This is a genomic window from Micromonospora sp. NPDC047812 (assembly GCF_040704175.1).
Taxonomy (GTDB): Bacteria; Actinomycetota; Actinomycetes; order Mycobacteriales; family Micromonosporaceae; genus Micromonospora.
This window is the reverse complement of sequence record NZ_JBEYRY010000002.1, coordinates 1,363,747-1,390,438: the sequence shown is the minus strand read 5'-3', so window position 1 is coordinate 1,390,438 and position 26,692 is coordinate 1,363,747. Positions and strand designations below refer to the sequence as shown.

The 26,692-nt window shown below is 73.8% G+C and carries 21 protein-coding genes; 12 read left to right on the top strand and 9 right to left on the bottom strand.

Annotated features, from left to right (window positions below):
• Positions 1-167: 167 nt before the first annotated feature.
• Positions 168-1,616 (bottom strand): RICIN domain-containing protein, encoded by a 1,449-nt coding sequence (locus tag AB0883_RS14275; RefSeq protein ID WP_366641548.1) that lies wholly within the window; start codon positions 1,614-1,616, stop codon positions 168-170.
• A 36-nt stretch (positions 1,617-1,652) separates the two neighbouring features.
• Positions 1,653-3,026 carry a pectinesterase family protein gene (locus AB0883_RS14270; protein ID WP_366641547.1) on the bottom strand — a complete coding sequence of 458 codons (1,374 nt, stop codon included), beginning with the start codon at positions 3,024-3,026 and terminating at the stop codon, positions 1,653-1,655.
• Between the two features lie 500 nt (positions 3,027-3,526).
• Between AB0883_RS14270 and AB0883_RS14265 the strand changes: the two genes are divergently transcribed.
• From AB0883_RS14265 to AB0883_RS14240, 6 genes are all read left to right on the top strand, one after another.
• Positions 3,527-5,680, top strand: coding sequence for a sigma-70 family RNA polymerase sigma factor (locus AB0883_RS14265; RefSeq protein WP_366641546.1), 2,154 nt, complete (start codon positions 3,527-3,529; stop codon positions 5,678-5,680).
• 125 nt (positions 5,681-5,805) lie between these two features.
• Positions 5,806-6,720: a fructosamine kinase family protein gene (locus AB0883_RS14260; protein ID WP_366641545.1), complete on the top strand. Its 915-nt coding sequence runs from the start codon at positions 5,806-5,808 to the stop codon at positions 6,718-6,720.
• The gene (gene moaA / locus AB0883_RS14255; protein WP_366641544.1) at positions 6,717-7,730 is read left to right on the top strand and encodes a GTP 3',8-cyclase MoaA; all 1,014 of its coding nucleotides are present in this window, start codon (positions 6,717-6,719) and stop codon (positions 7,728-7,730) included. Before AB0883_RS14260 ends, moaA begins: the two co-directional genes overlap by 4 nt.
• A 2-nt stretch (positions 7,731-7,732) precedes the next feature.
• Complete coding sequence (locus AB0883_RS14250) at positions 7,733-8,011, top strand: MoaD/ThiS family protein (RefSeq protein ID WP_366641543.1); 279 nt, start codon at positions 7,733-7,735, stop codon at positions 8,009-8,011.
• A gap of 13 nt (positions 8,012-8,024) precedes the next feature.
• The gene (locus tag AB0883_RS14245) at positions 8,025-9,269 is read left to right on the top strand and encodes a metallophosphoesterase (protein ID WP_366641542.1); all 1,245 of its coding nucleotides are present in this window, start codon (positions 8,025-8,027) and stop codon (positions 9,267-9,269) included.
• 100 nt (positions 9,270-9,369) lie between these two features.
• Positions 9,370-12,564, top strand: a complete 3,195-nt coding sequence (locus AB0883_RS14240; RefSeq protein ID WP_366641541.1) for a UvrD-helicase domain-containing protein — start codon at positions 9,370-9,372, stop codon at positions 12,562-12,564.
• A gap of 80 nt (positions 12,565-12,644) precedes the next feature.
• On the opposite strand, the gene AB0883_RS14235 is transcribed toward AB0883_RS14240, so the two are convergent.
• Together AB0883_RS14235 and AB0883_RS14230 are read right to left on the bottom strand one after the other, a co-directional pair.
• A complete protein-coding gene (locus AB0883_RS14235) occupies positions 12,645-13,274 on the bottom strand; it encodes a prepilin peptidase (protein WP_366641540.1) in 630 nt (209 codons plus the stop codon).
• 10 nt (positions 13,275-13,284) lie between these two features.
• Entirely contained in the window at positions 13,285-14,313 is a 1,029-nt protein-coding gene (locus AB0883_RS14230) for an EamA family transporter (RefSeq protein WP_366641539.1), read from the bottom strand.
• Positions 14,314-14,540: 227 nt separating this feature from the next.
• Between AB0883_RS14230 and AB0883_RS14225 the strand changes: the two genes are divergently transcribed.
• From AB0883_RS14225 to AB0883_RS14215, 3 genes are all read left to right on the top strand, one after another.
• Positions 14,541-15,077 (top strand): hypothetical protein, encoded by a 537-nt coding sequence (locus AB0883_RS14225; protein WP_366641743.1) that lies wholly within the window; start codon positions 14,541-14,543, stop codon positions 15,075-15,077.
• A gap of 656 nt (positions 15,078-15,733) precedes the next feature.
• Positions 15,734-16,183, top strand: coding sequence for a PT domain-containing protein (locus tag AB0883_RS14220; protein ID WP_366641742.1), 450 nt, complete (start codon positions 15,734-15,736; stop codon positions 16,181-16,183).
• A 139-nt stretch (positions 16,184-16,322) separates the two neighbouring features.
• A complete protein-coding gene (locus AB0883_RS14215) occupies positions 16,323-17,564 on the top strand; it encodes an ATP-binding protein (RefSeq protein ID WP_366641538.1) in 1,242 nt (413 codons plus the stop codon).
• An 83-nt stretch (positions 17,565-17,647) separates the two neighbouring features.
• Here AB0883_RS14215 and AB0883_RS14210 read toward each other — a convergent pair whose 3' ends face one another.
• Positions 17,648-18,202, bottom strand: a complete 555-nt coding sequence (locus tag AB0883_RS14210; RefSeq protein ID WP_366641741.1) for an N-acetyltransferase — start codon at positions 18,200-18,202, stop codon at positions 17,648-17,650.
• Between the two features lie 125 nt (positions 18,203-18,327).
• Here AB0883_RS14210 and AB0883_RS14205 point away from each other — a divergent pair, with 125 nt between their 5' ends.
• The gene (locus AB0883_RS14205) at positions 18,328-18,873 is read left to right on the top strand and encodes a DoxX family protein (RefSeq protein WP_366641537.1); all 546 of its coding nucleotides are present in this window, start codon (positions 18,328-18,330) and stop codon (positions 18,871-18,873) included.
• A gap of 215 nt (positions 18,874-19,088) precedes the next feature.
• On the top strand, positions 19,089-20,531 hold the full coding sequence (locus tag AB0883_RS14200; protein WP_366641536.1) for a glycosyltransferase 87 family protein: 1,443 nt from the start codon (positions 19,089-19,091) through the stop codon (positions 20,529-20,531).
• Positions 20,532-20,547: 16 nt separating this feature from the next.
• On the opposite strand, the gene AB0883_RS14195 is transcribed toward AB0883_RS14200, so the two are convergent.
• The 4 genes from AB0883_RS14195 to moaC all read right to left on the bottom strand — a co-directional run bounded on the left by AB0883_RS14195 (position 20,548) and on the right by moaC (position 23,299).
• The gene (locus AB0883_RS14195) at positions 20,548-21,000 is read right to left on the bottom strand and encodes a molybdenum cofactor biosynthesis protein MoaE (RefSeq protein WP_366641535.1); all 453 of its coding nucleotides are present in this window, start codon (positions 20,998-21,000) and stop codon (positions 20,548-20,550) included.
• Entirely contained in the window at positions 20,997-22,256 is a 1,260-nt protein-coding gene (locus AB0883_RS14190) for a molybdopterin molybdotransferase MoeA (protein ID WP_366641534.1), read from the bottom strand. The genes AB0883_RS14195 and AB0883_RS14190 overlap by 4 nt, the downstream gene beginning before the upstream one ends.
• An 84-nt stretch (positions 22,257-22,340) precedes the next feature.
• On the bottom strand, positions 22,341-22,811 hold the full coding sequence (locus AB0883_RS14185) for a MogA/MoaB family molybdenum cofactor biosynthesis protein (RefSeq protein ID WP_121399159.1): 471 nt from the start codon (positions 22,809-22,811) through the stop codon (positions 22,341-22,343).
• Positions 22,808-23,299, bottom strand: a complete 492-nt coding sequence (gene moaC / locus AB0883_RS14180; RefSeq protein ID WP_366641533.1) for a cyclic pyranopterin monophosphate synthase MoaC — start codon at positions 23,297-23,299, stop codon at positions 22,808-22,810. Before moaC ends, AB0883_RS14185 begins: the two co-directional genes overlap by 4 nt.
• A gap of 964 nt (positions 23,300-24,263) precedes the next feature.
• On the opposite strand from moaC, the gene AB0883_RS14175 reads away from it, so the two are divergent.
• Positions 24,264-26,690 carry a bifunctional diguanylate cyclase/phosphodiesterase gene (locus tag AB0883_RS14175; RefSeq protein WP_366641740.1) on the top strand — a complete coding sequence of 809 codons (2,427 nt, stop codon included), beginning with the start codon at positions 24,264-24,266 and terminating at the stop codon, positions 26,688-26,690.
• Positions 26,691-26,692: the final 2 nt, after the last annotated feature.

Sequence of the window (26,692 nt, the reverse complement as noted above, 5' to 3'; positions counted from 1 at the left end):
GTCCGGCAGCCTGCGACGCGGCCGGGGCGGCCGGCGGCCCCTGTGGACGACACGCGCGTTGTCCACAGACACGCTGAGTATCGCCGCAGCTCACGTCGTTTTCCGACTGCTTGGGACCGCGACGGTGGCACCGGCCGGCAGAACCGGCCGGTGCCACCGCGCGTCGGTCAGATACCGATGCCGGCCTGCGGGCCGGCGTGGGTACGCAGCATCGCCGGAATGTCGGCGGCGTTGTGCAGGGTGTACGGGTAGAAGCTGCTCGGGTTGAACGCCGAGCCCTTGGACTTGACCTTGCCGGAGTCCCACGGGCTGTTGACCGTGACGTTGCCCCGCTGGACGAGCTCCCCCGCCTCGACGTAGTACGGGTTGCGGACGTTCTCGTAGTAGCTGTTCTCGATGACGGCCTTGGTCAGGCCCCGCACGTAGTTGCCGTACGACGCGCAGTTCTGCAGGTAGTTGTTGTACATGTGCAGGTTGGCCAGGTTGTCCGCACTCGGGTTGCGGGTCCGGGTGTTCTGGAACCAGTTGTGGTGGATGGTCATCCGCGCGGTGACGTTCTCGGTCCAGCCGATGCCGAAGGTCTTGTTGTTGTCGGCGAAGTGGTTCCAGGACACGGTGATGTTGGTGCTGTCCTTGCGGCTGTCGAGCAGTCCGTCGTTCATCCGCTGGAGCCGGTTGTGGTCGATCCAGACGCGGTTGACGGTGTCCATCTGGATGGCGTCGTAGTCATAGGTGTCGTCACCCGGGTCGTCGTCCGGCATCAGGGTGTCCCGGATCGTCAGGTTGCGGATGATGACGTTGTTGACCCCGGCCCCGAGGAAGAACCCGCCGCCCACGACGTGACCGCTGGTGCCGACGCCGATGATCGTCTTGTTGGACGCCACCCGCAGCTCGGTGCCCTTCGGACTGATGTTGATCGTGCCGGCGACCCGGATCACGTAGGGGGCCGACGCGGTGACGTACTGGTTGAGCTGCGCCTGGGTGGTCACCGTGACGGTCTGCCCGCCGGCGCCGCCGGTCACCCCGGTGGCGAATCCGTCCGGCGCGTTCCCGTACGGCGTCGAGGGCGTGTCGCCGGAGCCCACCTTGACCATCTGCCACTGCTGGTTGGCGCCGTCGAGATCGGTGAACTGCGAGATCCGACCACCGTTCGCGGTCGACCACTCCCACACGTCCAACGCCTTACGACTGTGCCGGTTGACGAACCGCACGTACCCGTCGGCCGAATCCACCACGCCGAAGTGCTGCCGCGTGTTCGTACTCGCCGACTCCTGCGTCAACGCCGCACCGTCCTCGGCACTGGCGATCTGCAACACCTTGCCGCTCTGCCGCGACCGCAACTGGAAGTAACCGTTGTCCGCCGCCACGAACTGCCACTGCTGATTCAACGTGTCCGTACGCGACCACTGATGGATCGCCGCACCGTCACTCGTCGAATAGTTCGACACGTCGATCACCTTGCCGCTGTGCCGCGACACGAACACGTAGTACGCGCCCGTGTCCACAACCGCCGCCAACGACGGACTGCTCGTGACCGCCACAGCGGCCGGCACCACCGCGGCGAGCACCGCCAACGGCACCACACGCCGCCACAGGCGACGGATCCGGATGGTCATGGTGTTTCCTCCTGAGGATGGGACGGGTGGGACCGGTCAGCCGACGGGGTTCCAGCCGTCGGTGCCGGCGAGGTACTTCTGGGGGGTGTAGTTGGACGCCTGGGCGTCGCTCAGTTGCGGCCGGTTGCTGTTCGTGCCAGCTCCCGCGCCGTTGTTGCGGTACTCCAGGAAGCGCGCGTCGCGCCAGGAGTTGCTGGACATGTCGGTCCACGGCTGACTCGTCCTGATGTGGGCGCCGAGCGTGGACTCGCGGTAGAGCACCTGGGCGTCCGGGCCCCACGGCCGGCCGAGGCTGCTCGACCCGGCCGCAGCCGAGCTGGTCAGGTTGCAGCGGTAGATCAGGAAGCCGTACGCCCGCGCCGCCGGGGTGCGGGCGGCGGTTACCGGCCCGCCGGTGGCCCGCTTCTCGTGGATCTGCGTGCCGTGCAGCACCGCGATCCCGTCGCCGAAGATGAAGTCGACGGTGCCCTCGACGTACGAGTTGCGGATGTACGAGCGGGCCGACCCGCCGACGAGGAAGGTGTCCTGGTCGCCGAGCAGCCGCACGTTGGTCAGCACCGAGCGGTCGGAGTTGAGGTTGAGTGCGACCGCCTGGTGGCCCGGCTGGTTGGCGTTGGCTGCCTCGTCGAAGTCGTTGGAGATGGTCAGGTTGGTCGCGGTGAAGCCCCGGCCCGAGACCGTCACGGTGGCGCTGCCGGACGTGCCGTAGGTCGATCCGTCGGGCTTGACGGTGCCCGCCGAGTTCCGCTCGACGACCACCACCGCGCTCGGGCTCGACCCCAGGCCGAGGAGCTGGATGTTCGTCTTGTTCGACGGGACGGACACCACACCCCGGTAGGTGCCGGGGCTGATCGCGATGACGACCGGGCTGGCGCTGTTGGCGGGTGCCGCGTTAACGGCGGCTTGGACCGTGCGGTGCTGGCCGCTGCCGTCGGCGGCCACCGTGATCGCCCCGGGCGGCGCTCCGCCACCGCCGAGCTTGACCATCTGCCACTGCTGGTTGGCGCCGTCGAGATCGGTGAACTGCGAGATCCGACCACCGTTCGCGGTCGACCACTCCCACACGTCCAACGCCTTACGACTGTGCCGGTTGACGAACCGCACGTACCCGTCGGCCGAATCCACCACGCCGAAGTGCTGCCGCGTGTTCGTACTCGCCGACTCCTGCGTCAACGCCGCACCGTCCTCGGCACTGGCGATCTGCAACACCTTGCCGCTCTGCCGCGACCGCAACTGGAAGTAACCGTTGTCCGCCGCCACGAACTGCCACTGCTGATTCAACGTGTCCGTACGCGACCACTGATGGATCGCCGCACCGTCACTCGTCGAATAGTTCGACACGTCGATCACCTTGCCGCTGTGCCGCGACACGAACACGTAGTACGCGCCCGTGTCCACAACCGCCGCCAACGACGGACTGCTCGTGACCGCCACAGCGGCCGGCACCACCGCGGCGAGCACCGCCAACGGCACCACACGCCGCCACAGGCGACGGCGGCCCGGGGCCCTGGCCGGGGCGGCGTGAGAGGTGGGGGGACGTTTGATCGGTGGCATGACGTCCTTCCTGTGCTGCGGGGATGTCCGGTGTGTCGCGACGGTTCGGTGGCGTCGGGCTGCCCGGGCGGGCCGCCAGACGGACCGGGTCCGGTCGCTCTGGTCCGTAGACGACGGCGGCACCCCGTCGACAACGGAAATTCAGGAATTTGTTTGGCTGGCCAACGTACTTAACCAGTGACGGTCGCCGATCTTTACAGCCCGCTGCCCGTGTGCGAACATGCCGTGGCCTGCATCGACCGCCGGATGCGGATCGACGGTTGACCTTCGCCCGACCGACCCACCGACGCCGGGCGGCGACGCGGTGGTGTACCGGTCGGGCCGCCATCCGCGCAACGTGAGGAGAGACCGCCACCGTGACGGGCAGCGACGCCGACGCGCCGGCCCGCGAGGCGGAGTTGCCTGCGGAGGCGCTCGATCCGCCCCACCCTGACGTGGCCGCACTGGTCACCGCCGCCCGCGCGGGTGATGCGGCGGCGCTCGCCGAACTGCTCGCCGCGCACCTCCCGCTCGTCCAGGGCATCACCGGCCGGGCGCTCGACGGTCACGCCGACGCGGACGACCTGGTTCAGGAGACGATGGTCCGGGCGATCCGGGGGCTACCCGAGCTGCGGGAGCCGGACCGCTTCCGGTCCTGGCTGGTCTCGATCGCGTACCGCCAAGTGCAGCTCCACCTGCGTGGCCAGGCCAGGGCTCGAAGCCGCGAGCAGGACACCGACGTGGACCTGCCCGACCGGGGCGGCGACCTCGCCGAGCGGACCGTGGCCGAGCTGATCCTCAGTGACCAGCGCCGGGAACTGGCCGAGGCCACTGACTGGTTGGACGACGACGACCGGCGGCTGCTGCGGTGGTGGTGGCGGGAGGCGATCGGCGAGCTGACCCGCGCCGAGCTGGCCGAGGCGCTGTCAGTCAGCCCGAAGCACGCGTCCGTACGGCTGGGCCGGATGCGGACGCGGCTGGACGAGAGCCGGCTGATCGTCCGCGCGCTGCGCGCGTCACCCCGCTGCCCGGACCTGGCCGCGCTGCTGCGGGGCTGGGACGGCAGCGCCGGCCCGCTGTGGCGCAAGCGGCTGAGCCGACACGGCCGGGGCTGCCCACGGTGCGGGTCGCACCGACACGTGCTGCTGGCCCCGGAAAGGCTGCTGCCCGGCATGACGACGTTCCCGGTCGCCGCCGGACTCGTGGCGGGTGTCCCGGGGACCCCGGCGTCGTTCTGGGCCGTCGTCCAGGGCCTCTTCGCCCACAAGGTGGTGGCCGGCACGGCGGTCGTGACGGTCGCCGCCGGGGGGCTCGGCTACGCGGTGCTCCAGGCCCCGGAACCGGGCCTACCCGCCCAGGCCGGACCCACGATGGCCGCGCAGCCGTCCCCGCCCACGACCGTGCCCACCGCCACCGCGCCGATCCGCCCGGCCGACCCGGTGACCGGTGCCGAGATCCACGTCGCCCCGGACGGCTCCGACGCAGGTACCGGCAGCGCCGGCCGCCCGTACGCCACGCTCGGCCGGGCCGTCGCGGTGGTACGCCCGGGTCAGACGATCGTGCTGCGGGGCGGCGTCCACCAGCTCACGGAACCCGTGGTGATGACCACCAGCGGCACCGCCCGGGCGCGCATCACCCTCCGCAACCACCGCGACGAGCGGGCGGTGGTCGACGCGAGCCGGGTGCCGGCGGGCGAGTGGGCGATCACCCAGCGGGCGAGCTACTGGACCGTACGCGGACTGGAGATCAGGAACGCGCCCGGCCACGGGTACGTCTGCGTCTCCTGCCGCCACACGGTCTTCTCCCGGCTGTCGGTCCACGACAACGGCGGCATCGGCCTGCTGCTGCGCGACCCCGGCACGGTGGGCAACCAGGTGCTGGACAGCGACTTCCACGCCAACCACGACACCTCGGACGCCGGCGGCACGGCGGACGGACTGGCCTTCAAGTACGGTTCGGGCACCGGCAACCTGATACGCGGCTGCCGGATGTACCACAATTCGGCCGACGGACTGGATCTCAGTGAGTTCACCGATCCCGTGACGGTCGAACGGTCCTGGGCGTACGGCAACGGGGTCGACCGGTGGGGTATCCCCGACTTCACCGAGGGTGGCGGCAACGGGTTCAAGCTCGGCGGCGGCGAACCCGCCCCCGAGGTACGGCACCGGGTGGCCCGGAGCGCGGCCTGGGACAACGCCGGCTACGGGTTCACCGAAGCAGGGAATCACGGAGAGTTGCGGATCGCGAACAACACGGCCTACCGCAACGGCAAGGCCGGCTTCGCGTTCGTCGACTCGGTGTCGGTGCTGCGGCGCAACCTGGCCTTGGCGAACCGCGGCACCGACAGCTGGCTCGGCGCAGCGGTCGACGACGAGGACAACTCGTGGAACCAGCGGGACTGGGCGACGACGACCCTGCGCAGCGGTGACCCGTCCTCGGCCCAGGGGCCACGGCGGGCCGACGGCGCGCTGCCGGTGACCACCTTCCTGCTCAACCGCCGCGATCCCGTGATGGGCGCAGACATGCGGTGAAGGCGGTGCCGGTCCGTCCACCGCCAACCGCTCCACCGGGCGCGGTCGGGGGAGCAGTCGAGGCTGAGCCGCCGGCTCCCTGCGGCCGGTGCCCGTGAGCTGGCGGGAGGGGTTACCTTGCGCAGATGGATCTGGCGTACCTGCGGGCGCACCCGGAGCACCTGCCGACCTTCCTGACCCACCAGCGGATCCGCGAGACGCCGGTCGCCGGCGGCGACATCTGCGCCGCGTCCCGGCTGACGCTGGACGACGGGCACTCGGTGTTCGCGAAGACCTGGCCGGAGACCGCCGGCGGGCCCGCGCCGGAGGGCTTCTTCGCCGCCGAGGCGGCCGGCCTGCGCTGGCTCCGCGAGGCCGGGACGGTCGCCGTACCGGAGGTGGTGGTGGCGCTGCCCGAGCTGCTCGCGCTGGAGTGGGTCGACCCGGGGGAGCCGACGCCCGGGGCGGCGGAACGGTTCGGCCGGGAGCTGGCGGGGCTGCACCGCGCCGGGGCGTCGGCCTTCGGCGCGGGGTGGAACGGCTTCATCGGGGCGCTGCCGGCGGACAACACGCCTGACCCGGGCCCGTGGTCGACCTGGTTCGCCCGGGCGCGGCTCGTTCCGTACCTCCGGAGGTCGGTCGACGGTGGCGCGCTCACCGGCGCCGAGGCCGGCCTGGTCGAGCAGGTCGTCGAGCGGATCGGGGAGTTCGGCGGGGACGAGCCGCCGGCCCGGATCCACGGCGACCTCTGGCCGGGCAACGCGCTCTGGGGCGCGGACGACCGGGTCTGGCTGGTCGACCCGGCGGCGCACGGTGGGCACCGCGAGACCGACCTGGCGCAGCTGGCCCTCTTCGGCGGCGCGCCGCACCTCGACCGGATCCTCGCCGCGTACGCGGAGGAGTGGCCGCTGGCCGACGGGTGGCGGGAACGGATGCCGCTGCACCAGCTCCACCTGATGCTGGTGCACACCGCCCTGTTCGGCGCGGCGTACCGGGATGCGGTCGCCCGTACCGCCCGGGCGGCCCTGGCCGGGCTCGGTCGCGCTACCGTCGACGGGTGACCGCCGCCCCGCCGACCGCCGGCGTCCTCGCCGACCGGTACGGCCGCGTCGCCCGGGACCTGCGGGTCTCCCTGACCGACAAGTGCAACCTGCGCTGCACCTACTGCATGCCGGCCGAAGGGCTGGCCTGGCTGCCCGGCCCGCAACTGCTCGGCGACGACGAGATCGTCCGGCTGGTCGGGGTCGCGGTACGCCTGCTCGGCGTGACCGAGGTGCGGTTCACCGGCGGGGAACCGCTGATCCGGCCCGGCCTGGCCGGCATCGTGGCCGCCGTGGCGGCGCTGGAGCCGCGCCCCCGCATCTCGCTGACCACCAACGGCATCGGGCTGGACCGGCTCGCCCCCACGCTGCGCGCCGCCGGGCTGGACCGGGTGAACGTCTCGCTGGACACGCTGGACCCGGAGCGGTTCACCCGGCTGACCCGGCGCCCGCGCCTGGCGGACGTGCTGGCCGGGCTGGCCGGGGCGACCGCCGCCGGGCTCACCCCCGTCAAGATCAATTCGGTGCTCATGCGCGGCGTAAACGACGACGAGGCGCCGCGGCTGCTCCGCTTCGCCCTCGCGCACGGCTACGAACTGCGGTTCATCGAGCAGATGCCGCTGGACGCCCAGCACGGCTGGGACCGCGCGACCATGGTCACCGCCGACGGGATCCTGGCCACTCTGCGCGGGGAGTTCGACCTGACCCCCGACCCGGCGGAACGCGGCGCGGCGCCGGCCGAGACCTGGCTGGTCGACGGCGGCCCCGCCCGGGTCGGCGTGATCGCCAGCGTCACCCGGCCGTTCTGCGGCGACTGTGACCGCACCCGGCTGACCGCCGACGGGCAGGTGCGCGCCTGCCTCTTCGCCACCGAGGAGTCCGACCTGCGCGGCGCGCTGCGGGCCGGGGCGGACGACGACGAGCTGGCCCGACGCTGGCGGGCCGCGATGTGGGGCAAGCGGGCCGGGCACGGCATCGACGACCCGGCCTTCCTCCAGCCCGCCCGGCCGATGTCCGCGATCGGAGGCTGACCGTGGCAGAACAGGCCCGGGTGGCCGACGCCGGGGCGCCGCTGACCGTCCGCTACTTCGCCGGGGCGCGGGCCGCCGCCGGCCGGACCGAGGAGACCGCATCCGCCGGGCGGTCCCTGGACGAACTCGTCGTGGAGCTGACCGACCGGCACGGTGAGCGCCTCGCCGCCGTCCTGACGGTGGCGAGTTTCCTGGTCGACGGCGTCACCTGTCATGATCGGCGGGCACCGCTGACGGCCGGGGCCACGATCGACGTCCTGCCGCCCTTCGCGGGCGGCTGAGGGAGGCACACACATGCTGGCGGCACTGGCGTTCGTCGCCACCATGGCCCTGATCACCGGCCTGATCCACCTCTACCTCTGGAAGCGCCTGGTCCGGGACACCACCGCCCCGGGGCGCTGGCGCCGGATCGGCGGGATCACCGCCCTGGTGCTCGCGCTGCTCGTACCGGCGACCATGGCCGGCACCCAGGCGGGCCTCTACTGGCTTGCGTGGCCGGGCTACCTCTGGCTCGCCGTCATGTTCTACCTGCTGGTCCTGCTCGTGGCGCTGGAAGTGCCGATGGCGGTGACGAAGCTCGTGCTGCGCCGCCGGGTCGCCGCCGCGGAGCCGACCGCCGCCGCGCCCGAGCCCGCCATGGTGGGCGCGGCGGGCCCGGCCGACCCGCCGGCCGCCGACGCCGTCGCGCAGCCCGACCACGACCCGGCCCGCCGGTTGCTGCTCGCCCGTGGGGCAGCGATCTTCGCCGGGCTCACCGCCACCGGCCTCACCGGGTACGGCATCCGCACCGCCCTCGGCCCGCCGCAGCTCGACCGGGTGCAGATCCCGCTGGCCAAGCTGCCCCGCAGCATGGACGGCCTGCGGATCGCCACGGTCTCCGACATCCACCTCGGCCCGCTGCGCGGGCGGGCGCACACCGAGCGGATCGTCGCCGCGATCAACCGCCTGGACGCCGACATCGTCGCCGTCGTCGGCGACCTGGTCGACGGCTCGGTCGCCGAGCTGGGCGAGGCGGCCGAGCCGCTGCGCGGCCTGCGCTCCCGGCACGGCAGCTACTTCGTCACCGGCAACCACGAGTACTACTCCGGGGTCGAGGAGTGGGTCCAGGAGCTGGACCGGCTCGGCCTGCGGGTCATGCAGAACGAGCGGACGGAGATCCAGGCCCGGGGCGGCGTGCTCGACCTGGCCGGGGTGAACGACGTCACCGCCGTCGGCACCGGCCTGGCCGCCCCGGCGGACTACGCGGCGGCGCTCGGCGACCGCGACCCGAACCGGCCGGTGGTGCTGCTCGCCCACCAGCCCGTCGCCGCGGTGGAGGCGGCGAAGTTCGGCGTCGACCTCCAGCTCTCCGGGCACACCCACGGTGGCCAGATGGTCCCGTTCAACCTGCTGGTGAAGCTCCAGCAGCCGGTGGTCTCCGGCCTGGGCGAGGTCGACGGCACCAAGGTCTACGTCACCAACGGCGCCGGCTTCTGGGGCCCGCCGGTCCGCGTCGGCGCGGAGCCGCAGATCACCCTGGTGGAGCTGCGCTCCCGCTGACCCATAGCGCGGGCGGCCGGCGTTGTCCAGCACCGGATGCTCAGGTCACGGGTGTGCGTGGCGACGGGTGCGTAATGGCGCGGGCGTGACAGGATGCGGCGTGCCTCCGTTCAGTCCCGCACCCCCCGGCGGCCTCTCGCCGTTCGTCGCGGATCTGCACATCCACTCGAAGTACTCGCGCGCGTGCAGCCGCGACCTCACCCTGCCCAACCTCGGCTGGTGGGCGCGGCGCAAGGGCATCGGGGTGCTCGGCACCGGCGACTTCACCCACCCCGCCTGGTACGACCACCTCCGCGAGACGCTGCACCCGGCCGAGCCCGGCCTGCACCGGCTCAGCCCGGAGGCGGAGCGGGACATCGCCCGCCGGCTGCCGCCCCGGCTGGCGAGCGAGGCGGAGGCGGACCCGGTCCGGTTCATGCTCAGCGTGGAGATCTCCACGATCTACAAGCGGGACGACCGCACCCGCAAGGTGCACCACCTGATCTACCTGCCCGACCTGGACGCGGTGGCCCGGTTCAACACCGCGCTCGGGCGGATCGGCAACCTCGGCTCGGACGGCCGGCCGATCCTCGGCCTGGACTCCCGGGACCTGCTGGAGATCACCCTGGAGGCCAGCGCCGACGGCTACCTCGTGCCGGCGCACATCTGGACCCCGTGGTTCTCCGCGCTGGGCTCCAAGTCGGGCTTCGACGCGATCGCCGACTGCTACGCCGACCTGGCCGGGCACATCTTCGCGGTGGAGACCGGCCTCTCCTCCGACCCCGAGATGAACTGGCGCGTCGGCAGCCTGGACGGCTACCGGCTGGTGTCGAACTCCGACGCGCACTCGCCGCCGGCGCTGGCCCGGGAGGCCACCGTCTTCGCCACCGCCCGCGACTACTTCGCGATCCGGGACGCCCTGCGTACCGGCGACGGGCTCGCCGGGACCATCGAGTTCTTCCCGGAGGAGGGCAAGTACCACGCGGACGGGCACCGGCTCTGCGGGGTCAACTGGTCGCCCGAGAAGACCCGGGCCGCCGACGGCCGCTGCCCGGAGTGCGGCAAGCCGCTGACCGTCGGCGTACTCAGCCGGGTCGAGGAGCTGGCCGACCGGCCGTCGGGGCACCGGCCAGCGCACGCCCGCGACGTCACCCACCTGGTGCCGCTGGCCGAGGTGCTCGGCGAGATCAACAAGGTGGGCGCCCGGTCCAAGAAGGTCGAGGGGAAGCTCCACGAGCTGGTCGCCGCCCTCGGCCCGGAGCTGGAGATCCTCACCACCACGCCGCTCGACGAGATCGGCCGGGTCGGCGGGGAACTGCTCGCCGAGGGCATCGGCCGGCTGCGCCGGGGCGACGTCCGCCGCGTCCCCGGCTACGACGGCGAGTACGGCGTCATCACCCTCTTCGACCCGGCCGAGCTGGGCGGCAACGCCGGCGGGGCGCAGGAGACGCTCTTCGACGTACCCGTGCCGGCGCAGCGCACCCCGACGGAGCCGGCGCCGAAGCCCCGGGCCAAGCGCCCGGCGGCGGCCAAGCCCGAACCGAAGCGCAAGGCCGCGTCGGCCGCGCCCCCGCCCCCGATCGCGCCGACGCCCTCGCCGCACGAGCCGTTCGAGCCGATGCTCGCCGGCATGGAGGAGGTCGGCACCGGCCTGCTGGACCGCCTGGACGCCATGCAGCGGGTGGCCGCCTCCGCACCGGGCGGTCCGCTGCTCATCGTCGCCGGGCCGGGCACCGGCAAGACCCGGACGCTGACCCACCGGATCGCCTACCTCTGCGCGGAACTGAACGTCTTCCCGGAGCAGTGCCTGGCGATCACGTTCACCCGGCGGGCCGCCGAGGAGCTGCGGCACCGCCTCGACGGCCTGCTCGGCCCGGTCGCCGAGGACGTCACCGTCGGCACCTTCCACTCGCTGGGCCTGACCATCCTGCGGGAGAACGCCGACGCCGCCGGCCTGCCGGCGGACTTCCGGATCGCCGACGACGCCCAGCGGGCGGAGGCCCGCGCCGAGGCGGGCGACGACGAGGCCGGCTACGCGGCGCTGCTGCGCAAGCAGGACCTGGTGGACCTGGACGAGCTGCTGACCCTGCCGGTCGCGCTGCTGAAGGCCGACAGGAAGCTGGTCCGGCACTACCGGGAGCGCTGGCGCTGGATCTTCGTCGACGAGTACCAGGACGTCGACGAGGTGCAGTACGAGCTGCTGCGGCTGCTCAGCCCCGCCGACGGCAACCTCTGCGCGATCGGTGACCCGGACCAGGCGATCTACTCGTTCCGGGGCGCCGACGTCGGCTACTTCCTGCGCTTCTCGCAGGACTTCACCGACGCCCGGCTGGTGCGGCTGAACCGCAACTACCGCTCGTCGGCCCCGATCCTGGCCGCCGCCGTGCAGGCCATCGCGCCGTCGTCGCTGGTGCGGGGCCGCCGGCTCGACCCGGCCCGGCTCGACCCGGAGGCCCCGCTGGTGGGTCGCTACCCGGCGGCGTCCGTCGCCGACGAGGCCGACTTCGTCGTACGCACCATCGACGAGCTGGTCGGCGGCCTCTCCCACCGGTCGCTGGACTCGGGGCGGATCGACGGCCGGTCGACCTCGCTGTCCTTCTCCGACATCGCGGTGCTCTACCGCACCGACGCGCAGGCCGCACCGATCGTGGACGCGCTGGCGCGGGCGAACATCCCGGTGCAGAAGCGCTCGCACGACCGGCTGCGCGACCGGCCCGGGGTGGCCGCCATCGCCCGCGAGCTGCGCCACGCCGACGGGCTCGACGGCTCGCTGGCCGTGCGGGTCCGGCTGGCCGGGCAGGTGCTGGCGGAGCGCTTCGCCGTGCCGACCCTGGACGGCGCCAACACGGTCCGCCCGGAGGACGTCCGGTCGGCCGTCGACCTGCTCACCCCGCTGGCCCGCCGCTGCGGCGACGACCTGCCGCTGTTCCTGTCCCAGCTCGCCACCGGCGCGGAGGTGGACGCGCTCGACCCCCGCGCCGAGGCGGTCACCCTGCTCACCCTGCACGCCGCCAAGGGGCTGGAGTTCCCGGTGGTCTTCCTGGTGGGCGCCGAGGACGGGCTGCTCCCGCTGCGCTGGCCCGGCAGCACCCCCGACCCCGACGCGATCGCCGAGGAACGGCGGCTCTTCTTCGTCGGGCTGACCCGGGCCCAGGACCGGCTGTACGTGACGCACGCCGCCCGCCGCAGCCGGCACGGCACGGAACGCGAGTGCGCCCCGTCGCCGTTCCTCGACGTCATCGACCCGGGCCTCTTCGAGCGCTTCGGCGAGGCCGAACCCCGCCGCCCCCGCGACCGCCAGCTCCGCCTCATCTGACCGGCGCGTCGGCAGGTCGTCGCGGCTCCGGTCGGCGCGTCAGCACGACGATGTCGGCGCTGGCCGCCACGGCGGTGCCGCTAGGCGGTCAGGGCGGCCAGCCACGCGCCGGTGAGGAGGGCCGGGCCCAGCGGGAGCGGGGTGTCACGGCGCACCCTGCCGGCGACCAGCAGGACGAGCACCAGCACACCGTGCAGCAGGTGCGGCAGGAGCAGCCCGAGCGCCAGGGACGACCCGCCGAGCCAGCCGAGCGGCAGGCCCAGGACGGCGGCGAGCTTCACGTCGCCGAAGCCGAGCCGGGAGCCGGGCAGCACCGCCAGCACCACGTGGCAGGCGAAGCAGAGCGCCGCCCCGCCCACCGCGCCGAGCAGGCGCCCGGGGCTGCCGGACGTCGCCGCCGCGCCGGCCAGGCCGACGGCGGCGACCAGCGCGGCGGCGCCGACCAGCGGGTCGGGCAGGCGCAGGCAGGACAGGTCGACCAGGGCGAGCACCAGCCCGACGGCGGCCAGCACGAGGAGGACCGGCAGGACCGGATCCGCCCCCATGGCCGCCGCGAGCCCGGCGAACACGACCGCACCCGCCGTCGCACCCCACCCTGCCGCGGCGACGCGCGGCGCGAGCGGGGCGGTGAAGTGGCGGGCGACCCGGGGTGCGGCGAGGCCGGCCAGGGCGCCGAGCAGCGCCACGCCTGCCAGCAGCCCGGTCGACACGGGCCGGACGCTACCGGCGCGACGGCTCCGGCGCGGTCCCCCGGGCGCGACGTCGCGGTCTCTCGGTGCTCACCACGAGGGCCACCCCGGCGACGATGACCGCGCCGCCGAGCACCACCCGCGCGGTGACCGGCTCGGCGGCGAACAGCGCGCCGAGCGCCACCGCGACCACCGGGTTGACGTAGGCGTACGTGGAGGCCAGCGAGATCGGGGCGTGGTGCAGCAGCCAGACGTACGCGGTGAAGGCCACCAGCGAGCCGGCCACCGTCAGGTACGCGAGCGCGAGCCACGACCGGGCGGTCACCGCGCCCAGGTCGAAGCCGCGCAGCTCGCCCCGGCCCACCGAGAGGACGGCCAGCGCCGCCGCCCCGGCGAGCATCTCGTAGACGGTGGCGACGAACGGATCGGCGGGCATCCGGATCCGGCCGGAGAGGAAGGAGCCGATCGACCAGCAGGTGGCCGCGGCGACCACGGTCAGCGCCCCGGTGAGCGGCACGGCGGACGCCCCGCCGGTCGGCAGCACCAGCAGCACCAGGCCGACGAAGCCCAGCGTCACCCCCGCCAGCGTCCACGACCGGGGTCGGTCTCCGGTGACCGTACGCAGCAGCACCACCAGCAGCGGCACGGTCGCCACCAGCAGGGCGGCGATCCCGGAGGGCACCGCCACCCCCACCGGACCGGACTCGGCGAGCACCACCAGCCCGTTGCCGCAGGCCAGCAGGAGGACCCCGACCAGCGCGGCCGAGGCGAGCTGTCGCCGGTCGACCCGCAGCGCGCCCCGCCCCCGCCGCACCCGCAGCACGAGCGCCAGCACCAGGCCGGCGGCGGCGAACCGGGCGGCCGCCGAGCCGAGCGGCGGCATGGACTCCACCGCGATCCGGATGCCCAGGTAGGTGGAGCCCCACAGGACGTAGACCAGCAGCAGTGCGGTCCAGAGCAGGGTCGGCGTGGCGGCAGCCGTACGACCCGTCGCGGCGTCCGGGCCGGGCCGGGTACCTGCGTCGACGGGCGGCTGCGCACTCGGTGGAGGTGGGCTCATCGGTGGACACGCTACGGTGGCCTCGGCGTCGGCGTCCCTCGTTGGTGGCCGGCCTCTCACCACTCGCACGGGAGGCGTGCATGGCGAACTACGGAGCACCGGGTCGCGGGAACCCGGACCCGTGGCACGGGCGGCGCCCCGACGAGTCGTACGGTCCGTCGGCCGGCCCCCCGGGGCAGGACCGCTGGGAGGACGCGTACGGCGCGATCCCGCCTGGGCACGGCCCGGTGCCGTACGCCTCCCGGAGCGACGGGGTCCCCTCCCCGTACGCGGAAGGTCCCGCCCCGCCGCCGCGGCGTCGGCGCGGGCGGGCGGGCCCGGTCGTCGCGGTGCTGGCCACGGTGGCGTTGCTGGTCCTGGTCGGCGGGGCCGCGGTGCTCCACCTGCTCGGTCAGGACGACAGGACGCCCGTCGCCACGCCGAGCGGGCCCGCGCCTGCGGCGAGGACCGACCCGCCGCAAGCCCCGGCGAGCGCGACGGCCGCCGCGCCGAGCACACCCGCCCCCGAGTCCTCCACCGACCCGCGCTTCGTCAAGGCCGGCCAGTGCGTCCGCAACGACGGGCCGGCCGGTGGCAAGCCCAAGCTGCTGATCAGCGACTGCGCGCCGCAGTCCTACGAGGTGCTGCGCCGGATCGACGGGGCGACCAGCGGCGAGAAGGACGCCGCCGCGAAGTGCGCCAAGGTTGACGGCTACACCAACTGGTACTTCTTCGACAGCGAGCTGGACACCCTCGACTTCGTGCTCTGCCTGAAGCAGCGCTGAGCCACCGCACCCCTGAGGAAGAGATGACGACCTACGGATCACCCACGCAGCCGGACGACCCCTACCAGCGCCCGCCCGGCACCCCGGGCGGCCCGCCACCCATCGACCCGACCCTGCCGGAGTGGGGGCAGCCGCCGGCCGCCGGGCAGTGGGGCCAGCCACCGGCCGGCGGCGAACCGCAGTGGGGGCAGCCGCAAGCGGGAAGTGACCCGCAGTGGGGCCAACAGCAGCCCGGGAGCAGCCCACAGTGGGGCCAGCCGCCGGCCGGCGGTGAGCCGCCGGCCAACCCGCAGTGGGGCCAGCCGGACCCTGCGTGGAACCAGCCCGCGCAGCCGCCGGCCCCGGAACCGGGCTACCCCCCGCCGCCCACCTCCGGCGCGGGCTACCCGCCGCCGACCTCCGGGGCCGGGTACCCGCCGCCGCCGACCTCCGGCGCGGGTTACCCGCCGCCGCCGACCTCCGGGGCGGGTTACCCGCCGCCGCCCGGGGCGCAGCCGCCCGCGGGCCAGGGGGGCTATCCGGCGGCGGGACCGTATCCGCCGGCCGGGCCGACGCCCGCGCCCGGCAACCAGTGGGGCGCCCCGCCGCCGGTGCCCGGCGGGTACGGGATGCCGCTGGGCGCTCCGCCGGCGAAGAAGAGCGGCGGCAAGATCGCGCTGGTCATCGGCCTGGTGGTGGTGCTCCTGCTCTGCCCGTGCCTCGGCCTGGCCGGCTGGGCGTTCTGGCAGGGCGGCGACGAGGACCCGATCGCTGCCCCGACGGTGAGCGCCTCGGCCGCCCCGACGGGACAGCCGACGACGGAGCCGACGGACGACCCGACGGCCGAGCCGACCGACGAGCCCAGCGCGGCGCCGACCTCCGCCAGGCCGAGCCCGTCCAGGAGGGACTTCGCCAAGGGCGACTGCGTGGTCAACGACGGCACGGCCAGCAAGGCCGAGCTGCGGAAGGTGCCCTGCGGTCCCAACACGTACGAGGTGCTGCTGCGGATCCCGGGCACGGCGGACGGCGACCGGTGCAAGACCCGGGCCCCGGAGGCGACCGCGAACTACGTGCACGACAACTCGGTGGACTTCCTCGACTTCGTGCTCTGCCTGAAGAAGCGCTGATTACCAAAACTAGGGCTGTCTAGCATGGACGCTAGACAGCCCTAGTTTTGTGTCGAGACCGATCCGGTGCCCGACACGCCGGTTGCCCCATCTACGGATGTCTAGTTCCCCAGCTAGACGGCCCGATACTGTGCGATGCGTGGATCCGGTCCGCAACCCGTACGCCCCGGGCGCCGGCCAGCGTCCCCCCGAGCTCGCCGGTCGGGGGCGCGAGCTGGACGTCTTCGACGTCGTGCTGGAGCGCATCGCCCGGGGTCGGCCCGAACGCAGCCTGATGCTCACCGGCCTGCGCGGGGTCGGCAAGACGGTGCTGCTCAACACCCTCCGCTCCCAGGCCATCAACCACCTTTGGGGCAGCGGCAAGATCGAGGCCCGGCCGGACCAGTCGCTGCGCCGCCCGATCGCCGCCGCGCTGCACATGGCCGTCCGGGAGCTGGCGCCCCGGCACCGCGCGCCCGACCGGATCGACGCCTTCCTCGGCGTGCTCAAGGCGTTCGCCCAGCGGACCGCGCCGACCGGTCGCGCCAACGCCGCCCCGAAGCTGCGCGACCGGTGGCAGCCGGGCATCGACGTGCCCGCCGCCAGCGGCCGTGCCGACTCCGGCGACATCGAGATCGACCTGGTCGAGCTGCTCACCGACGCCGCGGCGGTGGCCGCCGACGTCGGCACCGGCATCGCGGTCTTCATCGACGAGATGCAGGACCTCGGCCCGGAGGACGTCTCCGCGCTCTGCGCCGCCTGTCACGAGCTGTCCCAGCTCGGCGCGCCGCTGATCGTGGTCGGCGCCGGGCTGCCGCACCTGCCGGCCGTGCTCAGCGCGGCCAAGTCGTACTCCGAGCGGCTCTTCCGCTACCAGCGCATCGACCGGCTCGACCGGATCGCCGCCGACCAGGCGCTCTGCGCGCCGGCCGAGCGCGAGGAGGTCGAGTACGAGCAGAAGGCGCTCGACCTGCTCTACGAGAAGTCGGGCGGCTACCCGTACTTCGTCCAGGCGTACGGCAAGGCGACGTGGGACCACGCGCCCCGCTCGCCGATCACCGCCGCCGACGTACGGGTCGCCGCGCCCGAGGCCGAGGCCGAGCTGGCCGTGGGATTCTTCGGCTCCCGCTTCGAACGGGCCACCCCGGCCGAACGCGAGTACATGCGGGCCATGGCCACGCTGTCCCTGGTGGAGGGCGAGGCAGACGGCGGAGGCCGCGACGACATGGACGCCGCCGTGCCGACGGCGGAGATCGCCCGGGCCTTGGGGCGCAAGCCGGCCAGCCTCTCCCCGGCCCGGGACGCGCTGATCAAGAAGGGCCTGATCTACTCCGGTGAACGCGGCACGGTCGCCTTCACCGTCCCCCACTTCGGCCGCTACCTGCGTACCCAACCGGCCTGACCGGCCGACGGGCATGTGGCGCCAGGACGGTCGGCGTGCGACGCGGGCGTCAGACCTCGGACCAGGGCGGCGGGAACAGCGCCTCAGACCTTCGACCAGGGCGGCGGGAACAGCACCTCGCCGCGCGGCGGCGGGCCCTCGCCGCTCGTGGCCGGCGGCAGCACCAGCGCCTGCCAGGGGTCGCCGAGACCCGACCAGGGGCTGGTCAGGCCCAACCGGTCCGCCCGGCCGAAGCCGAACCGGTGGTAGTAGCCGGGGTCGCCGAGCACCACCACCAGCCGCTCGCCCAGCTCGGTGGCCGCTTCGAGGGCGGCCTGCACCACCGCCGTGCCGAGCCCGATCCGCCGCCGGTGCGGCGCGACCGCCACGGGACCGAGCGCCAGCGCCGGCGCGGTGTGGTCGTCGGACTTCACCCGGACCCGGGTGAGCAGGGCGTAGCCGACGACCTCGCCGCCGTACTCGGCGACCATCGCCAGCTCCGGCACCCAGGCGTCGGTGTCGCGCAACTCCTCGACCAGCCCCACCTCGGGCGGAGTGGACACGTCGGGGCGGGCGAACGCGGCGGCCAGCACCCGCCGGACCGCGCCGGTGTCGGCCGGGTCCTCGGGTCGCAACCGCAGCGTCGTCACGCGGGGCACGTTACCCCTCACAGCCCGTCCATCAGCGACGGTCGCTCGAATCGGCGTGGCGCGACGTGCACGGTTGCCGATCCGGATCGGCGGTTGCGGGGGTAGCCGGGCCGTCGACGGGGTATGACTGACCCATGAAACCCGTGCGTTCCCTCGCCCGCGCCATGCTGAGCGGCATCTTCGTGGTCAGCGGGTTCACCAACCTCCGCAACCCCGGGCGGCTCGTCCCGGCCGCGAAGCCCGTGACGGACCGGGTGACCCCGCTGCTGGAGAAGGCCGACCCCCGCATCCCCACCGACACCGAGACGCTGATCCGGGTCAACGCGGCGGTGCAGGTCGGCGCCGGGCTGATGCTCGCCACCGGCCGGCTCGCCCGGCCGGCGGCGCTGGTTCTCGCCGGCACGCTGGTCCCGGTGACCCTCGCCGGGCATCCCTTCTGGAACAACGACGACCCGGCGGCGCGGCACAACAACCAGATCCACTTCCTGAAGAACCTCGGCCTCCTCGGCGGACTGCTGCTCGCCGCCGCCGACACCGGCGGCAAGCCCGGGCTGCGGTGGCGGACCGGTCACCGGATCGGCCACTCCCGACGTTCCGTGCAGCGAGCCGTCCGTACCGCCCGCAGGGAGGCCCGGATCGCCGTACGATCGGCAGCGACGGCCCGACGACTGCCTGGCTGACCTGCGTCGATACCTCCCTCCGGCCGGCCCCTCACGTGTCAACGCCGCGAATCACCTGAACCACCCGACAGGCGTTAACGCGGTTGAAATGTCAAAAACATGTGTGGGATCGGACACGGTCGCATAACGCGGGAGGCATTAACGTGAGGCGCCGTTCTAGGCTCCGTGCAGGACCTGGACGGGTAGGACGACCTTGGTACGGGGGTGGCCACGCCATGCCGGCGACCGTCGGAAGACGGGTGGACCGCCTCGCCCCAGTCCGTCGCGTAACGCGTGGGATCGATCGTAGGACAGTCGTACGGACCGGCATCGTGGCCGCCGTCGCCTATGCCGCATGGCTCGCCATCGGTGCTTTCGGGCGGCCGTACAACTTCTTCGACATGAAGATCTACCACGGCGCGGTGGTGTGGTGGGCGAGCGGTCACGAGCTCTACGAGTTCATCGCACCCGGCACCACCCTGGGTTTCACCTACCCGCCGTTCGGCGGTCTGGTGATGCTGCCGATGGCGCACCTGCCGGTCGATCTGGCCGGGACGGTCAATGCGCTCGCCAGCATCGCCGCCCTGGCCGTCGTGCTGGCCGGGCTGCTCCGCCCGATCGTCGACCGGCTCGGCTGGCCCCTCTGGTTCACCGTGGGCATCGCGACGCCGCTGGCGGTCGCCGTCGAGCCGGCCCGGGAGACCCTCGGCTACGGCCAGGTGAACCTGCTCCTCTTCGCACTGATCATGGCCGACCTGATCGGACTGCGCTGGCGGGCCCGCCGGGGCACCCACATCCCCCCGACCGACGGCCCGCTGCTGCGCTTCGTCTACAGCGGCGCCTGGGCCGGCGTGGGCATCGGCCTGGCCACCGCCGTCAAGCTGACCCCGGCGCTGTTCATCGCCTACCTGATGATCACGCGGCAGTGGCGTGCCGCGACCACCGCGATCGGCACGGTGATCGCGGTGACGGTCGGTTCCTTCGCGGTCGTCGGCACCGAGTCGCGGGCCTACTTCGGCGGCGTGCTCTGGCAGACCGAGCGGGTCGGGGCCGCCGACATGACGCCCAACCAGTCGCTGGCGGGGCTGCTGGCCCGGCTCTACGACTCGATCGAGACGCCCGGCCTGCTCTGGCTGTCGTTCTCGGTGCTGATGCTGGCGGTCGGCCTCTCCCGGGCCGTCAACGCCCGCGCCGACGGCGACGAGCTGACCGCGTTCACCCTGGTCGGCCTCACCGCTAACGTGATCAGCCCGATCTCCTGGACGCACCACCTGGTCTGGGTGATCCCGGCGATCATCGTCCTGGCCGACGCCGCCGTACGCCGCCGCGAGGCCAGTCGCGGGCTGGCACAGCGGGCCGGTCAGGGCGGGTACGGCGGGCCGCCGGGGGTGACCGGGCTACGCTCGCCGATCTGGTACCCGACGCTGACCGGGCTCCGGCACGGCGTCGCGGCGATCGGGCTCTACCTGCTCTTCCTGGTCTCCCCGATCTGGCCGTACGAGCACCAGCTCCCCGAGGTGTCGCACTACCAGGACGGCCTCTTCGGCGCCCTGATGGAGAACTCGCTGGCGCTGGCCCTGATCCTGCTGGTCGCCGCCCTGCCGTGGCGCCCCGGCGCCGAGCCGGCCTTCTACGCCGACCGGTTCGGCCGTCAGGCCGCGCCGAGCCTCCGCCGCTGACCGGGTGGACCGCCCCTCAGGGGCAGTTCACCCACTCTTCGGTGCCGTCGGCGAAGACCTGCCGCTTCCAGATCGGCAGCCGCGCCTTGACCTCGTCGACCAGGCGGGCGCAGGCCGCGAACGCGGCGGCCCGGTGGGCGGTGCTGACGGCCGCCACCAGGGCCGCGTCGCCGATGGCGAGCGGGCCGACCCGGTGCGACACCGCGACCGCGTAGACGTCCGGGTCGGCGGCTATCTCGGCCGCGACCTCGCGCAGGATCCGTTCGGCGCTCGGGTGGCCCTCGTACTCCAGGCTGGTCACCGCGCGGCCGTGGTCGTGGTCGCGGACCACCCCCTGGAACGAGACCACCGCGCCGGCCCGGCGGTCCGCGACCGCCGCCTCGTGCGCGGCGAGGTCGAGCGGCCGGTCGGTGATCTCGCCGAACGTCGCGGGCTGGTGGGCCGACGCGTCGGCCGTCGGCGCGGTCACCACGCACGCTCCCCGGGCAGCAGCGGCAGCGGTACGAGCGGCACCCGGTCCCCCGGCTCGCCGGAGGTGCCGGGGCGGATGACGGCGAACCCGTCGGCGCCGGCCAGCCCGCGCAGCATCGCCGAGCCGACGTGCCGCACCGGGTGCGCGGTGCCGGCGGTCCGGTCCAACCGGACCAGCGCCAGGTGGGTGTACTCGCCCCGGCCGCGCACCGGTTCGGCGAGCGTGACGTGCGGCAGCACCGGCATCGGGCGACCCGCCAGGCCGGCCAGCAGCGGGGCGACCAGCGAGACCAGGGCGACGATGGCGGACTGCGGGTTGCCGGGCAGCCCGGCGACGAACCGGACCCGGCCGTCGGCGTCGACCAGCCGCGCCAGCAGCATCGGGAACCCGGGCCGCACGGCCACCGTGTTGACCACGTAGTCGGCGCCGAGCGCCTCCAGCGTGGGATGCAGGTGGTCGACCGGCCCGTGCATCGTGCCGCCGGTGGTGCACACGAGGTCGGCGGTGGCCAGCGCGGCGCGCAGCGCCGCCACGTGCGCCGGGAGCGTGTCCGCCACCGGTCCGACCACGTCCGACGGGCGGACCAGGCAGCCGTACCGGCGCAGCCAGGCCGGCACCGCCGGCCCGAGCGCGTCCCGCACCCGGCCGGCGCCGGGCGGGCCGGCGGTCAGCAGCTCGTCACCGAAGACCAGCAGCGCGGCGCGGGGCTGCCGCCGCACCAGCAGGCTGTCGTGCCCGCAGGAGGCGGCCAGGCCGATCAGCGCCGGGTCCACCGGCGTGCCGGCGGGGACCAGTTCCTCCCCGGCGTACGCCTCCTCGCCCGGCTCGCGCCACTCCGGCGCCGGCCGTGGGGTGCCGTCGACGAGCCCCTCCGGCGTACGACGGGACTCCTCCACCCGCAGCACGGCCGTGGTGCCCTCCGGCACCATCGCGCCGGTGGCGATCTCGACGGTCGTCCCGTCGTCGGTCAGCGGGGCCGGGGTGCCGCCCGCCAGCACCCGCCCGACCGGCCGCCACGGCCCGGTGCCGCGCACGGCCCAGCCGTCGACGCTGGAGGTGGGGAAGGCGGGCAGGTCCGTACGGGTGGTCAGCGGCTCGGCGAGGGTGTGCCCGTCGGTCTCGGCGAGCGGCCGGCTGACGGCGGGGAGCGCGGCGGCCAGGCCGACCGCGTACACCCGGGACCGGGCCTCCTCCCAGCCGGCGGGCGGGGGCGCGGTGGCCGGCTCGGCGGCCGGGGCGGTTTCCGTGCTCACCCGGCCGAGCCTAACGGTGCGGCACGTTGGTCGCGCCGTCAGCGGTCCCGCGCCCACCGCTTGGTCGCGGCCCTCCCCGTCTCGTCAGTGGTCGCCGCCGCGGAGCTGGTCGACGGCGTGGCGGAGGATCGGCCCGAGCACGGCGAGGCCGTCCCTGGCGCCGCCGGTCGATCCGGGCAGGTTGACCACCAGCATCCGGCCGACGACGCCGGCGAGCCCCCGGGAGAGCGCGGCGGCGGGGACCTTGTCGCGGCTGTGCGCCCGGATCGCCTCGGCGATGCCGGGGATCTCGTGGTCGAGCAGCGCCCGGGTCACCTCGGGGGTGCGGTCGGAGGGGTTGATCCCCGTACCGCCGCTGGTCAGCACCACGTCGATCCCGTCGGCCAGGGCGGCGCGCAGCGCCTCGCCCACGGGCTCGCCGTCGGGCACCACCACCGGCCCGTCCACCTCGCAGCCGAGGTCGCGCAGGCCGGCCACGAGCAGGGGGCCGCTGGTGTCCGCGTACACCCCCGCCGCGGCCCGGTTGGACGCCACGACCACCCGCGCCCGGATCACGGCCGCTCCTGCGGGCGGACCCACAGGCCGGTCTTGCCGCCCTCCTTGCGCAGCACCCGGACCGCCTCCACGCTGGCCGCCGGGTCGACCGCCTTGACCATGTCGACCAGCGCCAGCCCGGCGACGGCCACCGCGGTCAGCGCCTCCATCTCCACGCCGGTGCGGTCCGCCGTGCGCGCGGTGGCGGTGATCTCGACGGTGTCGTCGGTGAGCGTCAGGTCGACCGTGACGCCGTGCAGGGCGATGGGATGGCAGAGCGGGATCAGGTCGGGGGTGCGCTTCGCGCCCATGATGCCGGCGAGCCGGCCGACCGCCAGCGCGTCGCCCTTGGGCAACCCGTCGCGGCGCAGCAGCTCGACGACCTCCGTCGTGGTGCGGAGCCGGCCGGCGGCGACGGCCAGGCGGCCGGTGACCGCCTTCGCGGAGACGTCGACCATGCGGGCCGCGCCCGCCGGATCGACGTGGGTGAGCTGCGCGGGATCGGTCACGCCCGCGAGCCTATCTTTCCGGTACGGACGGGCGGGGTCACCGGTACGGGCACGCGGCGTCGCCGGGCCCGCACCGCCGCAACTGCCGCCCTTTCGATCGCGCGTCGGGCCGCGCCTTCGGGTGAGTGGGCACCACCCCTGTCGCGAATTGGGAACGCGTTTCCTGCCCGTTGCCCCGCGACCGTTTCCAACCCGCTTCACGGACCGGCCCGATAGGCGTCCTCCCCGGTGGGCGGTGACTCGGGATGTCATCGGCGGAACGATGTCACCTGATTGACTCCGCAACGCCACGGAAGCGATCATCACCACCGGAGAATTGCCCGGTCGCGAGTCGATCGGGGCGGCAGGGGCAACTTGCGGAGTGCATCTTGCTCCGGTCGTTGCGTGACCTCGTCGAGGGCGGCAGCGGAGGGTCGGCGCTGACGAAACCACCGGGCGGACGGGGCGTACCGGCACGGAAGCGGTGGCCTCCACCACGCGGGGTGCCCGAGGTCCGCGCCACGAGCCGGCGTCCGGGCCGCCGGCCGCTGCAAACTGCACCGTCGTGTCCGATGCCGCCGACGCCGCCACCGGTTCATTATCTAGCGTTAACCGGAAGTCGGTAGAAACACAGCACTGAGTTCCCGCCCGGAAGCACAAAGTCACGCCGTAGGGCGCGGTTCTCATCCATTGCCCATAGTCACATATATCCCTCCATAATTGGCCGAACCGCACTTAGGCTGTCGGCGTCGCGGAACACAGCGGCGCAAGGGCCAAGGCGATACCGGGGAGGGATAGCGATGTCGGCACACGAGTGGAACTGAGGATTGTGGCTGGCGCGTGACCGCGGGTAATCTTGGCGTGCTTAGCAGGCGGAGGCAGTCGGGATGCCGTGACACGACTGAACGTGGGCAAGACAGAGGCCGAGCGGCGGCTGACGCTGCACGTCGGCCTCGTCTGCGTTGTGGCCGCCATCGCGGCCGCCCTGTGTCTGCGCGAGCTGACGAAACTGGACTGGTCCCGTAACCACCTGACGCTCTCGCTCACCCTGATCTGTCTGGCGCTCCTCGCCATGACGATCAAGTGGCGGATCCGGATTCGCGCGACGGTCCACGCGATCTCCTGGAGCGAGACAGCGATCATCCTGAGCCTGGCGGTCGCGCCGACTCCGCTGGTGATCCTGACCACCGGGGTCGGGGTGGCGATAGCCCAGTACCTCGCCAAGCTCCCGCCGCTGAAGGCCGCCTTCGGGGTGGCCAAGACCATGCTGCTGGCGGTGGGTGGCGGGGCTGCCCTCCACGCGGCCGGAGGGTCACCACCGATCACCGACCTGTGGCCGGCCCTCGGCCCGATCGGGGTCGCCTACGCCGTCACGGTGGTCCTCGACGAAGTGCTGACCCTCCCGGTCATCGCACTCGCCACCGGCACCCGGCTCAGGCAGCTCTTCCGCGAGGACCTCGGGCTGCGCCTGACGAGCGCGCTGGCGCGCTTCGTCCTCATCGTCACCACGCTGTTCATCCTCCATGGGGATCCCCGCCTCCTGCTGGCGGTGCCGCCCCTCGTACTCAGCCTCCACCTGCTCTACTCCAACCGGGTCAAGGCCCGCACCGAGCAGCAGGCGTGGCAGCGGCTGGCCCGCACCACCGACGCGCTCAACGTGGTCGACCTGGACAAGGTCCTCACCACCGCCGTCACCCAGGCCGCCGAGCTGTTCTCCGCCGACGAGGTGGAGATCGAGCTGCGCGACGGCGGCCGGACCGTCCGCGGCGGCGCGGCCGGCAGCACGTACGACGGGCCGGCCGGCGAGCCGACCTCCGTGGACGGCACCGTGGTCACCGCCGCCCTGGAGGGGCACGACCGCACGGTCGACGTGGGCGTACTGCGACTGCGGTTCCGGGGGCCCGTGCAGCTCTCCGAGCGGGAGGAGTACACGCTGCGCACCTTCGCCTCGGCGCTGTGCACGGCGGTACGCAACGCGCAGGCGTACGCCGAACTGGCCCGGGTCGCCGACGAGCACGCGTACGCCGCCACCCACGACGCGCTGACCGGGCTGGCCAACCGCCGGCACCTGCTCGACCAGGGCACCGAACACCTCAACACCCGGCACGCCGACGGGGTGACCGCGCTGGTGCTGATCGACCTCAACCACTTCAAGGAGGTCAACGACACCCTCGGGCACGCCGCCGGGGACCACGTCCTGATCCAGGTCGCCGAGCGGCTGCGCGACGCCGCCCAGGAGGGGGACCTGGTGGCCCGGCTCGGCGGCGACGAGTTCGCCGTACTCCTGCGGGGTCTGCCGGCCCCGGCGGTGGCCGCACACCGCGCGGAGACCCTGCTCGCCACGCTGCACGAGCCGTTCGACCTCGACGGCATGCGGATCAGCGTCGAGGCCAGCGGCGGGATCGCCGCCGCACCCGCCACCGGCGGCATGCCGGAACTGCTGCGCCGCGCGGACGTGGCGATGTACCAGGCCAAACGGGCCGGGCAGCGGACCTCGACGTACGCCCCGACCCGCGACACCGCCGACCTCGGCCGGCTCACCCTCGGCGGCGAACTGCCGCGCGCCGTCGCCGACCACGAGTTCACCGTCAACTTCCAGCCCATCGTCGACCTGGGCACCGGCCGGGTCACCGGCGCCGAGGCCCTCGCCCGCTGGCACCACCCCACCCACGGGATGATCGACCCGCTGCGCTTCCTGGAGGCGGTGGAACGCTCCGGCCTGCTCCCCGCCTTCGCCGAGGCGATCCTCGACCAGGCACTGATCGCGGCGGTCAGCTGGCGCGACGCCGGCTTCGACGTGCCGGTGGCGGTCAACGTGTCGCCGCGCAGCCTCCTCGACGCCCGCTTCCCGGGCTCCGTGCTGGCCCGGCTGCGGGCCCACGACCTGCCCCCCGACCGGCTGGTGCTGGAGCTGACCGAGACGCTCACCCTCAGCCAGCTCGACGTGGTCGACCGGGTGCTCAACCGGCTGCGCGACGAGGGGGTCCGGCTGGCGCTCGACGACTTCGGCACCGGCTACTCCTCCCTGTCGCTGCTCTCCCGCATCCCCGTACACGAGCTGAAGATCGACCGCAGCTTCGTGACCGCCATGCAGACCTCCGCCGAGGCCGCCGCCGTCATCCGCTCCACCCTCGACCTGGGCCGCAGCCTCGGGCTCGACGTGGTGGCCGAGGGCGTGGAGAGCGAGCCACAGCGCCGGGCCCTCTGGGAGCTGGGCTGCACCGCCGGCCAGGGGCACCTCTTCGCCCGGCCGATGCCCGCCGGCACGCTCCTCGCGGCGTTCCGGCGCGGCTCCGGCGGCAGCCCCGGCACCCTCGCGCCTCCGCTGCACGACGCCGGAGCCGTGATCCGGCTCGCCCCGGGCCGCCGGCCGGGCGGGCGCGGCCGCACCGACCGCCACCTGCCCGCCTGACG